General features: G+C 68.9%; 5 protein-coding genes. All 5 read left to right on the forward strand.

Going from position 1 to position 14,658, the window contains the following annotated elements:
* Nucleotides 1-8: 8 nt before the first annotated feature.
* The 5 genes from L3K22_RS07545 (at nt 9) to L3K22_RS07565 (ending at nt 14,629) form a co-directional block, all read left to right on the forward strand.
* Entirely contained in the window at nt 9-4,874 is a 4,866-nt protein-coding gene (locus L3K22_RS07545; protein ID WP_263310827.1) for a DNA methyltransferase, read from the forward strand.
* Complete coding sequence (locus L3K22_RS07550; RefSeq protein WP_263310828.1) at nt 4,871-10,969, forward strand: DEAD/DEAH box helicase; 6,099 nt, start codon at nt 4,871-4,873, stop codon at nt 10,967-10,969. Before L3K22_RS07545 ends, L3K22_RS07550 begins: the two co-directional genes overlap by 4 nt.
* Nucleotides 10,970-11,124: 155 nt before the next feature.
* Nucleotides 11,125-11,484 carry a hypothetical protein gene (locus L3K22_RS07555; RefSeq protein WP_263310829.1) on the forward strand — a complete coding sequence of 120 codons (360 nt, stop codon included), beginning with the start codon at nt 11,125-11,127 and terminating at the stop codon, nt 11,482-11,484.
* Entirely contained in the window at nt 11,481-13,997 is a 2,517-nt protein-coding gene (locus L3K22_RS07560) for a UvrD-helicase domain-containing protein (RefSeq protein ID WP_263310830.1), read from the forward strand. Before L3K22_RS07555 ends, L3K22_RS07560 begins: the two co-directional genes overlap by 4 nt.
* On the forward strand, nt 13,994-14,629 hold the full coding sequence (locus L3K22_RS07565; RefSeq protein WP_263310831.1) for a hypothetical protein: 636 nt from the start codon (nt 13,994-13,996) through the stop codon (nt 14,627-14,629). Before L3K22_RS07560 ends, L3K22_RS07565 begins: the two co-directional genes overlap by 4 nt.
* The last annotated feature ends 29 nt before the right edge of the window (nt 14,630-14,658 follow it).

Consider the following 14,658-nt stretch of genomic DNA (forward strand, 5'->3'; position numbering starts at 1 on the left):
GTTCCCCTGTGGCGATCAGCGATGCCCTGTACGTGGTCGAGGACTGGATCAGCGAGCACTACTTCACCTCCGACGACGCGTCGAAGACCTTCACCGCCCGCACCAAGGCGCTGATGCAGGAGTGGCGCAGCACGGGCGAGGACGATCCGGACTGGCGCAGCCCGCGCGAGCGCTTCACCTCTGCCCGCACCGGCCTGGTGAGCCGTCTGCTCGAACTGCAGGCCGACGCTGCCGCGCTGCCGGAGACCGCCCACCCCGACCAGCGGCGCGAGCTGCTGGCGTCCCGGTCCGTCGCGCTCGCCGACGAGCTCCGCGCGATCCTCGGCTACACAGACGACACAGGCGACGAAGCGGCCCCGGGCCGCTGGGACGTGACCACCACCGGCCCGCTGCGCCGCTTCGCGACCCGCGGCGTGGACGAGGCACCGCTGGCGATGCTCGACGCGCTCGCGGCCGACGACGTCCAGGACGTCCTCGCCAAGCAGGCGGGCCACCTCCCGGCCGAGGTGATCCTCGATGAGGGCACCGAGGACGAGCAGCGCCTCACCACGGTCCCGCAGGTGCTCTCCGCACTCGCGATCAGCAAGGACGCCCCGGAGTTCCTGCTCGTGCTCGCCGGCCGCTTCGCCGTGCTCACCTCCGCGCAGCTGTGGCCGCAGGGCCGGTATCTCGTCGCCGATCTCCAGACCATCGCCGAGCGTAACGACGTCAGGCGCGGCGGCGAGGTGGAGCGCATGCTCGCCGCGCTCAGCGCCGACTCCCTCGCCCCGGATGCGAACTCGCAGATCTGGTGGGCCGCCACCGTCCAGGAGTCGATCGACAATGCCGTGGGCGTCTCCGAGGACCTCCGTGACGGGGTGCGCGAGAGCATCGAGATCATCGCCAACGAGGTGATCCGCCGCCGTGAGGCGAAGGGCCTCGACCCCCTCCCGCAGGACCAGGCGCAGCCCCTCGCCCTTCAGTCCCTGCGCTACCTCTACCGGATCCTGTTCCTGCTGTACGCGGAGGCGAGCCCCGAGCTGGGCGTGCTGCCCGTCGGCGCGCCGGAGTACCAGGCCGGCTACTCGGTGGACCGTCTGCGCGACCTCACCCAGCGCGAGGTCCCGCTCGACGCCGCCCACGGCACCTACCTCTACAGCTCCCTCCAGATCCTCTTCGACCTCATCAACAAGGGCCACCACCCCACGGACGCACAGGCCGACGGCACGGCCGAGCACGGCAGCGGCGCCCTCGTCTTCGAGAACCTCGACGCGGACCTCTTCCGCAAGGACCGCACCGCCCTAATCGACGAGGTGAAGCTCGGCAACCAGGCCCTCCAGGCCGTGCTCGAGAACCTGCTCCTCTCCCGCGTGAAGAAGGGCAAGAACCGCGGCTTCATCAGCTACGTCGCCCTCGGCATCAACCAGCTCGGCGCCGTCTACGAGTCCCTCATGAGCTACACCGGTTCCTTCGCGGAGCAGGACCTCGTGGAGGTCGCCAAGGGCGGCGACCCGAAGGACGGCTCCTGGGTGGTACCGGAGGACGTCATCGACGACTCCATGACCCAGCACCTCGTCATGGTCGAGGACGAGACCGGCCGCAAGGTGCCCCGCACCTACCGCCACGACGAATTCGTGTTCCGCCTCTCGGGCCGCGCCCGCCAGCAGTCCGCGAGCTACTACTCCCCGGAAGTCATCACCTCCTTCACCGTCTCCCAGGGCCTCGCCGAGCTCCTCGACCCCGTCATCACCGACGAGACCGAGCTCCCCGAGGGCACGGTCGTGTTCGACGACGAGAACTTCGACCACGCGCCCATCCGCCGACGTCGCACCACCGCCGCCGAGATCCTGAACATGTCGATCTGCGAGCCGGCCCTCGGCTCCGGCGCGTTCGCGATCGAGGCCGTGCGCCAGCTCGCCGCCGAGTACCTCACCCGCCGCCAGCACGAGCTCGACGAGCGCATCGACCCCGAGGAGTACGCAGAGGAGCTCCAGCGGGTCAAGGCCTACATCGCCCTGCACAACGTGTACGGGGTGGACCTGAACTCCACTGCAGTCGAGCTCGCCGAGGTGTCGCTATGGCTGGACACCATGGCGCCGGGTCTGAAGGCACCCTGGTTCGGGCTGCGCCTGCGCGCCGGTAACTCCCTCATTGGTGCCCGTCACGCCGTCTACTCCGCCGACACCCTCGCGCAGGCACGCCTGAAGGCCGTCATCGAGACCGCGCCGGAGAACCTGCCGGTCACCACCGTCCACGACCAGCCCGACGCCAACGGCATCCGCGCCGGCGTCGACGGGAAGATCTTCCACTTCCTGCTTCCGGGGGAAGGGTGGCTTGCCGCCGCCTCGGACGGGGAGATCAAGAAGCTCGCCCCGGACGCCGCGAAGGAGCTGCGGGATCACGCGAAGGGCTGGGCCGGCAAACTCACGAAGCCCCAGATCGCGCAGCTCGAGAAGCTTTCACAGCGTGTCGAGGAGCTGTGGGGCCTGGCGCTGCGCCGCATCCGCGCCGCGGAGGAGCAGTCCCGCCGCGCGGTCCCCGTGTGGGGCGCGGAGACCACCGAGGGCGGCGAGGTCACCCGCACGCAGATCGAAGAGACGCTGGCGGACTCGAACTCCGCCTACCAGCGCCTGCGGCTCGTCATGGATGCCTGGTGCGCGCTGTGGTTCTGGCCCGTCCTCACCGATGACGACGTCGCCCCGCCGACGTTCCACCAGTGGCTCGAGACGGTGCAGAAGATCCTCGGCACTTCTCTCGAGGTCGTGAAGCACAAGAACAAGCACAACGATCCCGGGGCTGACCAGCGTGCCTTCGGCAGCGCGAGGGACTGGGACGAGCTCGACATGGTCGAGATGATGTTCGGCGTGGGCGGCGCCGCGAACATCGACCAACTCGTGAAGGACACGGAGTGGCTCAAGCGCTGCACTGAGATCGCGACAGAGCAACGGTTCTTCCACTGGGAGCTCGACTTCGCCGCCGCCTTCGACCGCGGCGGCTTCGATCTCCAGGTAGGGAACCCGCCGTGGGTGTACCCGGGGGAGCCGGTGACAGCTATCGCGATTGAACTCGATCCAACCGCATACCTTTCATCCGCGCCAAAGGCAGAAGCTTACGCGGTAATATCCACCCGAGCGGAATGGCTCCATCTAGCGTTGTGTTCCAGGTCGCGCGGAGCGGCTGAGAGTCGTTTTCTTTCCGCCAGCTCGCAATACCCTGACGCTGACGGCAAGGTGCCCGACCTCTATCACGCATTTATTGCCCTCGGTTGGATGAATGTCCAGAGAGGGGGAATTTTGGCCCTAGTTCATCCTCCTGGCCATCTTTCAGCAAAGGGCCTGAGTGGTCTGAAGCGAGGGTCATACCTGCGCTTGAAGCGGCTGTGGAGCTTCCGAAACGAGAAGAAGCTGTTTAAGGAGATTGGAAACACCAGGCCCTTCGCGGTAAATGTCTACGGCGAACCCAGCTTCGACGGGTTTCTATTTGCGTATCCGTTGTTTGATCCAGCTACGGCACTGCAATCTCTGGCTCACGATGGCTCCGGTCCGCTCCCCCCTGCCGTCGATGCCGAGGGGGTTCGGAACGTCGCGCCGCACCGCCAGCGAGTTCACCTGGTTACTCCCGACGACCTTCGGGCGGTACAGTCCGCAACCGGGGGTGCGGAGGGTGCTCAGGCCCCGCTAGTCCCGAGGCTTCCTTCGAGTATGGATTCAGTGATTTTTGAATTCTTCTCGGCGATTGAGGGTGCTGCACGTGTCGAGGGGCTCGGCCCCGAGTACAGCGGGGGACTTTCAGAGGAAGCGGCTATTGTGTCGGGGGAAATAGTCCGCCGGTGGGGTGTCGTGAATCGCTGGCAAAGCGTTGTCCTTCAAGGGCCGAATGTTGATATTCTCAATCCGGCGTTCCAGGATCGGGGGCGGACTATGGGTAGTCATCGCGACTATGTCGCGGTTGACCTGCAGGAGCCCCTCCGAGAGAGGGTTCCCGCTACCGAATACAAGCGCGCAAGGGGCGCCTCCATGCCTCCGGGCCTTAATGGCGATGTGCGCCGAGGGGATATCGGGGCTCTGAAGGGTGGATATTCGTTGGTTTGGCGCCGAAGAGTTGATCCTACGACATCCCGGACCTTGCAGGCAGCAATACTTCCCCCCGGGGTGACCCATGTGTCATATATGCATTCAATTCATGGCTTGGGGACGCTTGATCTTGTTGACGTGGCCGGAAGCGCTTCGAGCCTGATTGCAGACTTCTTCATTCGATCGCTCGCGGTGGGCAATGTTTATGGCGAGCTGTTCGATCGACTCCCCGTACCAAGTGCGGGTCATGCGCTAATAGACGAGTTTCGCGCTCGAGTTGTCGCACTAAATTGCATCCACCCTGACTTTGCTGACCTTTGGAGGTCTGTGACGTCGTCGTTCACGCAGGAGGTCGAGTGGGCCACGAGTAATAGTGAAGGTGCTGATGGAATGCTCCCCCGAGTTGATAGCGCGTGGAGTTCCGATAGCCCGCTTCTTGGGGCGGAGCAACGACGTAGGGCTCAAGTTGAGATTGATTCACTTATGGCGCTAATGCTCGGCATTGACATCGATCTTCTTGTCGCAATGTATAGGCAGCACTTCGGCACCCTTTGGAAATATGATCACGGCTTCGGGGCTAATGCGCTCGTATATGACAGGGGCGGAAAGTTGGTTCCATCTGCGATTCGTGCGAAGTGGATGAAAGGAAAGTGTTCAGGAGCTGATATGTCGCCTGAGGACCGCACCGCTGTGCACCCCAGTGCCACCGGCACGGGCCGCACCATCGTCTACGAACAGCCGTTCCGGATCCTCGACCGGGAAGCGGACATGCGCCAGGCCTACGCCGAGTTCACGCGGCGGATGGAGGAGAGCGGATCATGACGGAGCTGCTGCCCACCCGGCAGGCTGCGGACCTGCGCCGCGCGGTCATCGACTACGTGACCACGGCGATCTCGCTGGCGGATCCGTCGGTCGCGAGCGCGCTGGACGCGTTCCTCATCGATGAGCGCTCCGGGATCTTCCTCGGCCCCTACCTGCGCACCCGCCTGCCCTTCGCCGGCGGCAGCGACGCCGCTGCTGCACGCGAACTGGTGCCGAGCCTGCCGGAGTGGTTCGAGCCCTACGCTCACCAGGCCGCCGCCTTCTCCCGCCTCACCACCAGCCCCCAGGCGCCGGGGGAGCAGGATGAGGCCGGGTTCCGTCTCCCGCAGCCCACGATCGTCACCACCGGCACCGGCTCCGGCAAGACCGAGTCCTTCCTCTACCCCGTTCTCGACCACGCCGCCCGCGCGAAGAAGGCCGGGATCGGCGGGATCAAGGCGCTCATCCTCTACCCGATGAACGCGCTCGCGAACGATCAGGCCGGGCGCCTCGCGAAGCTACTCACCGACACCCCCGCCTACCAGGGCCTCACCGCCGCGCTCTATACCGGGGAGGCCTCCCACGAGCCCTCCACTATTGTCACCGCGGACTCGCTCATCACCGACCGCGAGATGATCCGCGGCAGCGCGCCAGACGTGCTGCTGACGAACTACAAGATGCTCGACCAGCTGCTGCTGCGCTGCGCCGACCGCCCCCTCTGGGAGGCCTCCGCCGCCTCGCTGCGCTACCTGGTGCTCGACGAGTTCCACACCTACGACGGCGCGCAGGGCACCGACGTCGGCATGCTGCTGCGCCGCTTGCGACTGGTCCTCGACCAGATCGCACCCGGCCGCGTGCACCTCACCCCCGTCGCCACCTCCGCCACCCTCGGCGACGGGGCCGACGCCGCGACCGCCATGCTCGACTTCGCCCGCACCGTCTTCGGCACCGACATCGGCGAGGACGCCGTGATCACCGAGACCCGCGTGGACCTCGAAGAGTTCGTGCGCCCCTCCCGCGAGCTCACCGCCGGCCACGCCGGCGATCCGGCGGGGGAGGGGCCTTCGCTCAAGCCCGCGCAGTTCCCCGCCGCGCCCTCGATGGCCACCGCTGCCGGCCCCCATCTCGAACCCGGCACCCCGCTGGATGCTGACGCGCTCGCCGCGGACGTCCTCGATGTGCTCTGGACCGCCGACGGCGAGGAGCGCGCGAGCACCGTCGCCGCGCAGCGTGGCCTCGCCCCGCGCGATCTCCTCCTGGCCCACCCTCTCGTAGGCCAGATCCTCCGCGAGACCTCCCGCGCCACCGGGCTGCGCGAGCTCGCCGCGACCGTGCTCCCGTGGGTGACCCAGGCACGGGTTGCCGAGGACTTCACCACCGCCCTGCTTGCCGTGCTCTCCCACGAGCGCGCCCGCGAAGGAGCACCCCGTAACTCCTTCCCGAACCTCGAGGCGCACCTGTGGCTGCGAGAAATCGCCCGCGTGGACCGCGCCGTGACCACGGCCCCTGCTTTCCGCTGGTCCGGCGCGCTGGACGAGGACGAGGACCTCGCCCTGCCCGCCATCTACTGCCGCCATTGCGGCCGCTCCGGCTGGGGTGCCACCACCCGCGCCGTCGGCGACGACCTCGACCTGCGCCCCGACACCATCCGCAAGGACTCTGTCGAACGCACCGGTCGCTTCCGCGCCCTCCTGCTCGACGTCACCGCTACCGACGAGGACCCCGAGGTCTCCACCGAGACGTCCCGGCGCCGCTACCTCAACCTCGACTCCGCCACCCTTGACCGGCACGGCCCCCTCGAGGGCGACCTCGACGCCGCCGTGCTCCGCGTGCTGGTCCATGCCGGGCTCGACGCGGACAAGCACGCCAACGACCAGACCTGCCCCGCCTGCGGCGAGAAGGACGGCATCCGCTTCCTCGGGACGCGGCTCGCGACCCTGCTCTCCGTCTCCCTCACCAGCCTCTTCGGCACGCCGGGCCTGGACCTGCGGGAGAAGAAGGCGCTCGTCTTCACCGACTCCGTGCAGGACGCCGCCCACCGCGCCGGCTTCGTCGAAGCCCGCTCCTACAGCCTCACGATGCGCTCGGTCGTCCACGAGGCGCTCACCGCCGAGCCCGCTCCGATCAGCACCGTCGTCGAGCGGATGCTCGCGAAGGCCACCACCGACGAGCAGCGTTACCGGCTGCTGCACCCCACCATCACCGACTCCGACAAGCTCACCGCCTACTGGCACCAGGACGCGGACCGGCGCCGCGGATACCGCACCCGCGATCGAGAGCGCGCCACGGCCCGCGTCATCAAGCGCCTCACCTTCGATGTCGGCCTCGAGCTGGGGCTCACCGGCCAGGTGGGCCGCACCCTGTTACTCACCGGCTCCGCCCTCGCCCAGGTGCGCGCGAGCGACGACGAGCTCGACCAGGCCGCCGAACGCGCCCTCGGTGCGAGTGTCCGCCAGCTCGACGGGGACGACACGGCCGTGCGCCGCCGCTGGGTGCGCGGGATCCTCGAACGCCTCCGCACCCACGGCGCGATCGCTCACGACTGGCTCGCGCCCTTCCGCCGCGAGGGAGGGACGATCCACTTCCTCTGGACAGGTCGGCCAGACCGTGACCTAATGCCTGCGTTCCCCAGGGGGCGAAGCCTCCCAAAGCTCCCCAGCTTCGGACGACTGGGTGCAAGCAGCGAGCTCGAGGACGCTGCCGCCCGCTCCGGCTGGTACGCCGACTGGACCGCCCGGGCGCTCGCCCGCGACCGCGGCACCGCCTCGACCTTCCTACGCCCCCTCTTCGACGCGCTCACCGAGCTCGGCCTGCTCGACATGGTCGAGACCACCAGCGGCCTGCGCAGCTTCGCGCTGGTCCGGGAGCGCATCGAGGCCTGCCTCCCCACCGGCACCGCCGAGGATGCGACCCCGATGCTCGTCTGCGACGAATGCCGCGAGACCGTCACCGGCACCGGCGCCGTCCTCGCTCCGTTGCAGGACGGGCCGTGCCTGCGCCACCGCTGCCCCGGCACGCTCCGCCCCAGCAGCTTGAGCGCCACCTACTACCGCAGCCTCTACCAGGGCGACATGCGCCGCGTCGTCGCCCGCGAACACACCTCCCTGCTGGACACCGACGACCGCCTCGCCTACGAGACGAGCTTCAAGAACAGCGCCCAGACGCCCGGCACCCCGAACGTCCTCGTCGCCACCCCCACCCTCGAGATGGGCATCGACATCGGCGACCTCTCCACCGTGCTGCTCGCCTCCGTCCCGAAGACCGTCGCCAGCTATCTCCAGCGCGTGGGCCGCGCCGGGCGCCAGACCGGCAACGCCCTGGACGTCACCTTCGTCGCCGGCCGCGGCCGCGCCGCCGGGCTCTACTACGACCCCCTCGACCTCCTCAACGGCACCGTCCGCGCCCCCGGCGCCTACCTCTCCGCCCAGGAGATCCTGCGCCGCCAGCTGCTCGCCTCCGTCCTCGACACCCTCGCCGGGGACGACCGTGTGCCGCCGCCCGTGCGCAGCACCCCGGTGCTCGCCTCCGCCGCGCCCGGCACCTTCCTCGGCCACGTGATCGAGGAGCTCCAGCGCAACGGCGAACGGCACCTCGAACGGTTCCTCGACCGCTTCACCAGCGGCACCCACTCCTGGGACGGCCTCACCGAGGACGCCCGCACCGAACTGCGCACCTGGGCTCTGCCGCAGGGCGAGGCACCGAGCGGTCTCGAGACCGCGCTGCGCAGCAAGGTCGAAGAGTGGAACCTCAGCCGGGAGGAGCTGCGGCGCCGTCGGGCCAGGATCCAGGACAACATCGAGCAGCTCGAGAACCAGCCCGTCACCGACGAGCGCGCCGAGGCGATGGCCGCTCTCCGCGCCGAGGACCTCCTGATCTCCGCCGAGCAGGAGGAGATCGGCGCCGAGCCCGGCATGTCGGCCGAGGAGCAGGACAAGGAGCGCCGCCGGCTGCGCGGCCGCGCCGGCCAGCTCAGCGCCGAGGTCTCCGCTCTCGACAGCGCCCACTGGATCGGCGTGCTCGAACGCTACGGCCTGCTGCCCAACTTCACCCTCGTCGATGACGCAGTCCAGCTCGAGGCGACCGTCATCTGGAAGGACGAGGACGAGACTTGGAAGCACGAGCCCGTCAGCTACTCCCGCTCCGGCGCCGCGGCGCTGACCGAGCTGGCCCCCGGCGCGCACTTCTACGCCCATGGCCGTGAACTCGTCGTTGACGCGGTCGACATCGGGATCGACGGCGCCGCGCTGCGCCCCACCGCGTTCTGCCCCCGCTGCGGCCTGGCCCACCAGTTCGAGCAGGACCAGCCGCCCCAGGCCTGCCCCAGCTGCCAGAGCGCCGAGATCGCCGACGCCGGCCAGCACCGCGACGTCATCGACCTCACCCGCGTCTACTCCACCATGAGCCGCAGCCGCACCCGCATCGGCGACGCCAAGGACGACCGGGAGAAGGTGCAGTTCGAACAGGCGCTGTCGGTCTCCTACCACGAGGCCCGCACCGTCCACCGCTGGAACGTCGTCGGCACCGGATTCGGGATGCGCCTGGATCGGGGCGCCACCCTCACCCGGCTGAACCTGGGCAAGCCCCAGTCCGGCACCGAGACGATCCGCATCTCCGGTGAGGAGCGCACCGCTCCCGGATTCCTGCTGTGCTCCCGCTGCGGGCACCACGACTCCGACACCGGCGGGAACAGACCGCAGGACCACCAGGCCTGGTGCGACCTGCGCTATGCGCGCGACGGTGACAACCGCCCCGCGCTCCTCTCCCGCACCCTGCAGACCGAGACCGTGCTGATCACCCTTCCACCGGAGATCCTCGACTCCGCCGCCGGTGACCTGCTCGTCAACCTCGTCGCCGCGCTCCAGCTCGGCATCGAGACCCGCTTCGGCGGCAGCATCGGCAACCTGGAGGTGGACGTCATCGCCCACCCGAACCAGGCGGGACACCAGGCCGTGCTGCTCTCCGACACCATCGTCGGCGGCACCGGATACCTCTTCGAGCTCGCCTCCGCGCCGTCGGCCTGGGACGTCCTGATCGCCGGGCTGCGCGCACTGGAAGCGTGCCCCTGCCAGGACGAGGGCCTCACCGCCTGCCACCGCTGCCTGCTGCCGTACGTGCGCCCCATCGCCTATGAGCAGATGCGCCGCACCACCGCGATCGAGGCGCTGCACATCCTGCTCGGAAGCGAGGGCCCACAGCCCGGAGCGATGCAGTGGACCGTCGAGGAGCGCGACGTCGAGCTGGCCGCCGTCACCGAGTCCCCCCTCGAACGACGTTTCCGCAACGCCTTCATCCAAGCGATGCAGGGCATCGACGGCGCCGACGTCACCACTCGCGGCACGGACATCAGCGTGCGGCACGGCGGGCAGAACTTCACCCTCGCCTCGCAGGTCGACATTGCAGGATCCCGCCCCGACTTCGTCCTCACCTGGCCGAGCAGCGACGTTCAAGGCATCGCGATCTTCACCGACGGCCGCGCCTTTCACGCCACCGCCGCGAATAACAACGTCGCCGACGACGCGGTCAAGCGAATGCGGGTGCGTCGCGCCGGATTCATGGTCCTCTCGATCACCAATGCCGACCTCGACGAGGACGCTGCCCGCGAGGTCGCCCCGGAGGGCGCGCGATCCAACGGTGACCTGCCGCCCTTCGTCGACGAGGGCATGGTCCGGCAGTGGGCCGACGGCGGTGTCCAGTACCGCGAGCTCGAACCGATGCTGCGCGCGACCCCGCTCGAGATCCTGGTTCGGGTCGTCCGTCGGGCGAAGACCGACCGCCTGCGGCGACTCGGCGAGGAGCTGCCGTACCTGCTCGTCCCGACGACGGACCGCTCCGCGCTCACCACCCCCGGCGAGGACTCGGCCGAGCGCCTCGGCGCGAACCTGCTCGACGGGAGAATGCCCGACCCGTTCACCGATCCGATGCGCCTTGCCGTAGTGCGTGGCCGCGACAGCTCGCGGTCGTCGGCCTGCTCGGTCCGCCGCGTCGGAGCCTCACCCTCGTCCTCGACGACCGCGAGGAGACGCTGCGCCGCGAGAGCTCTGCCGAGTCGTGGCGGGCCTGGCTGCACCTGGCGAACCTCGCCCAGGGTGAACCGCACGGCAGCTCCCTGCGACTGACCACGAAGAGCCTTGTCGAGGCGGGCATCGACGTGGGACCGGACGAGGCGCGCGCCCCGCGCGTCCCGTCGGCCGAGGAACCGACCGCGTCCGTCGCAGGGATGCCGTCACGGACGGACCCCGCCCCGGACGCTGGGCGGAAGGACAAGCCGGCCGTGCCGGAGGCGACCGCGCTCCCCGCTGACTACGTCGCCGTTCCGGCGCGTGGGCGCGAGGTGGAGGAACCGCTGTCCCCGGCCTGGCAGGCTGCCATGGACGACGCCGAGGGGGAGGTCGAGCAGCAGCTCATCGGCGTCCTCGCCCGCTACGACATCGAACCGCCGGTCATCGGCGACGAGTACGGCGCCGGCACGCCGCTGGAGATCGCCTGGCCGGAGCGCAAGGTCGGCGTCACCACCTCGGAGCTCGAGGCCCGTGAACGCGCCGCCCTCGAGCAGGAGGGGTGGGAGATTGTCGGACCCGACCCCGAGACTGTTCTCGCGGCACTGGTGCTGACCGACGGAGGAGACTCATGAGCGACGGCATCATCGCCATCTCGGACACCTTCCTGCCCACCCTGCAGCAGGTGCCCCGTGAGGTGGCCGGGCAGGTCACCTCCACCCTCGAGATGCTGCGGACCACGCCCGAGTCCCCGGGGCTGCACGTCGAGCCGCTCCAGAACGTGAAGGACGACCGGATCCGGTCCGTCCGCGTGAACCGCAAGTACCGGGTGCTGGTGTTCCGCCTGAACTCGTCAGGGCAGAACGTCTGGCTGGTCGAGGGCGTCTACAACCACGACGCCGCCTACGCCAAGGCACCCACCCTCTACCTGCGCATGAACCCGATCTCCGGCACCACCGAGATCCGCTCCGACGACGACGCCGTGCAGACCGGAGGCGGATACAGCGAAGAGGAGGTCCGCTCCCGCGCCGCCGCGCTCGCCGCACAGCTCGAGGCTGAGCGGCTCGCCGAGCAGCAGGCCGCCGAGGCCGAGAAGGCGGCAGAGGCCGGATCGACGTCGGAGACAGGCGGCGAGGCAGACACCGAAACGGCGGAACTGCCCGGGGAAGAGCAGCCAGAGACGGCTCAGCCGTCGGCCGGCACCGCCGCACAGACCGAACTCGCACTCGATCTCGAAGAACCCCGTCGGCCGGAGCCCGAGGTGCTGACAGGCCCGGTACTCGCGGTGACCGCCCAGCAACTCATCGACGACCTCGGCCTCGACCCCCACCTCGCAGAACAGGCCGCGGGCGCCGACGACACCACCCTCTACGCACTCGCAGAGAAGACAAAGAACTGGCAGGGCACCGCCCTGCTCGACCTCGCCACCGGCACCAGCCTCGAAGACGTGCGCGCCGCGTACTTCACCGGCGTCACCGGCGGCAGCGCAGTGGGCACCCCCTCGGGAACCGAGGACGTCCTCCAGTCACTCAGCGCCGAGAAGTCCCAGGCCAGCTATCGCCTCATCGAAGACGACACGGCGCTCGCCGAGGTGCTCGCCTCCGGCAGCTTCGAGAAGTGGCGGATCTTCCTCCACCCCGAGCAGAAGACCTACGTCGAGGTGAACACCCGGGGGCCCTACCGCGTCACCGGCGGCGCGGGCACCGGCAAGACCGTGGTCCTGGTCCATCGCGCCGTGCGCCTCGCGCGCAAGGCTGCGGAGAACGGCGGCCGCGCCCGGATCGTCCTGACGACCTACACGCGCACCCTCGCCGACGCGCTCGCGCAGCAGGTCCGCGCCCTCGCGCCCGGCATCCCGCGCCCGGATGCCCTCGGCGCGCCCGGCATCCATGTCACCGGCGTGGACCGCATCGCCCACGGCGCCGTGACCTCCGCCCAGGACCTCACGCCGATGGCCGACGTGCTCGGCTGGACCACGAGGACCCCGAAGTTCTCCCGTCACGCCCGCGAATGGGATGCGGCGATCCAGGCCGCGGCCGCTGCCGGCGCTCTCCGGGACCGCTCGCAGCCGCATGTCACCGCCGCCTTCCTCATCGACGAGTACCGCGAGGTCGTGCTGCCCCATCGGATCCTGACCGAGGCCGACTACCTGCGGGTCTCCCGCACCGGCCGCGGGACCCGGCTGGGCCGTGCACAGCGGCGTGAGGCGTGGTCGGTCATCGCCGCCTACCGCGAAGGCGGTCAGCGGGAGTCGGCGCTCGACTGGGATGAGACCTCCGCCGTCGCCGCCGCGATCCTCGACGCCCGCGCCGCAGCGACGGGGGAGCGGCTCGCCGACCACGTGCTGGTGGACGAGGGCCAGGACCTGCGCCCCACGCAATGGCAGATGCTCCGCGCTCTGGTCGCCGAAGGCGAGGACGACATGTTCATCGCTGAGGACTCCCATCAGCGCATCTACTCCAACCCCGTGAAGCTCGGCCGGTACGGCATCGCGATCCGAGGCCGCTCACGGCGGCTCAAGCTCAACTACCGCACCACTGCGCAGAACCTCGACTTCGCCGTCTCGATCCTGCGCGGCGGCGACTTCGACATCGCCGCGATGGAGGACGACGACCTGCCGAGCAGCGAAGTCGCCCACGGCGCGGACCGCGGCACGTTCCGCTCCATCCGCACCGGACCGGAGGTGACGTTCCTGCCGGCTGTGGACCTCGCGGACGAGATCGAAAAGGTCGCGGGCCTCATCAGGCAGTGGACCGAAGAGATCATCGGGGAGGGAGGGGACCCCTCGACCATCGGTGTGCTCACCCGGTTCAACAAGACCCGCGACACCCTGGTGCGCGCCCTCGACCACCGCGGCCTGCGCGTCGTCTCCGTAGACCGCAACACCAACTACCGCGGCGGCGCACCGCTCGTGATGACCTTCCACCGCGCCAAAGGCATGGAGTTCACCCACGTGGTGCTGTTCGGCGTGGACGACTCCTCGAGCGTCGACGTGGCGCGGAGCGCCTATGACGAACAGACGCGGGAGGCGGCTGAGCTACAGGAGCGGTCGCTGTTGTATGTGGGGGCGACACGGGCGAGAGATCAGCTGGCTGTGGCGTGGGCCGGGACAGCGAGTGCCCTGCTGGCAACTGGAGAGGCAAGATGACGTTGGACATCGCGGGTGATCTGCTCGAGACCTGGACTGCAGTCACGAAGTCACCTGCGGCGACGACGTACGACGAGGTACTGCGCGAGGTAGCCGCTCGTGCGGAGCACGCGCACAGTCTCAGTAAGGCGGATTTCGGTGCGCTCGTCGTCTGGAAGCGTTTGCGGGCGGATACTAAATGGGCGAAATCCTTGATGGAAACTCCCGACTCACGTGTACGACAGGTTACCCACGACGCATGGGTTCTCGCCAACGACGAATCACTGTCGATTCCTAGAGCCGGGCGAGCCGCGCAAGAGGAGCTCTGGCAGCTTCCGGGGTGTGGCGGCAGCGGTGCCGTGGCGTCTGCGATTCTCGTTGCGCTCAGCCCTGGACGCATGGCGGTCTGGGACCGTCGTGCCCGCGAATCCCTCCGGGCGTATGGGCGAGAGCCCAGTCCGGGAAACGGCCGCTACCAAAGGTACTTGGAGATCGTGGAGGAGCTCGCCTCGGACGTCACTGAGCGGGCAGGCGGATCCCATGCCTTCACTCCACGAGACATCGACCTGAGCCTCTACCACCTTGCACATCGGGTGACGAAAGACGAGCAAGGTGAATACGTTATAACCCCACCGGCGGATGGAAGTCTGTGAGTCTTCAGTGAATACAGCGCGGCGTGAAC

Origin of the sequence: Brachybacterium atlanticum, assembly GCF_025669985.1 — a bacterium.
Taxonomy (GTDB): Bacteria; Actinomycetota; Actinomycetes; order Actinomycetales; family Dermabacteraceae; genus Brachybacterium; species Brachybacterium conglomeratum.

Excerpts from the sequence above, each read along its gene's own strand:
- L3K22_RS07550 (WP_263310828.1), top strand. The coding sequence starts at position 4,871 with ATGACGGAGCTGCTGCCCACCCGGCAGGCTGCGGACCTGCGCCGCGCG.
- L3K22_RS07560 (WP_263310830.1), top strand. The coding sequence starts at position 11,481 with ATGAGCGACGGCATCATCGCCATCTCGGACACCTTCCTGCCCACCCTG.
- L3K22_RS07565 (WP_263310831.1), top strand. The coding sequence starts at position 13,994 with ATGACGTTGGACATCGCGGGTGATCTGCTCGAGACCTGGACTGCAGTC.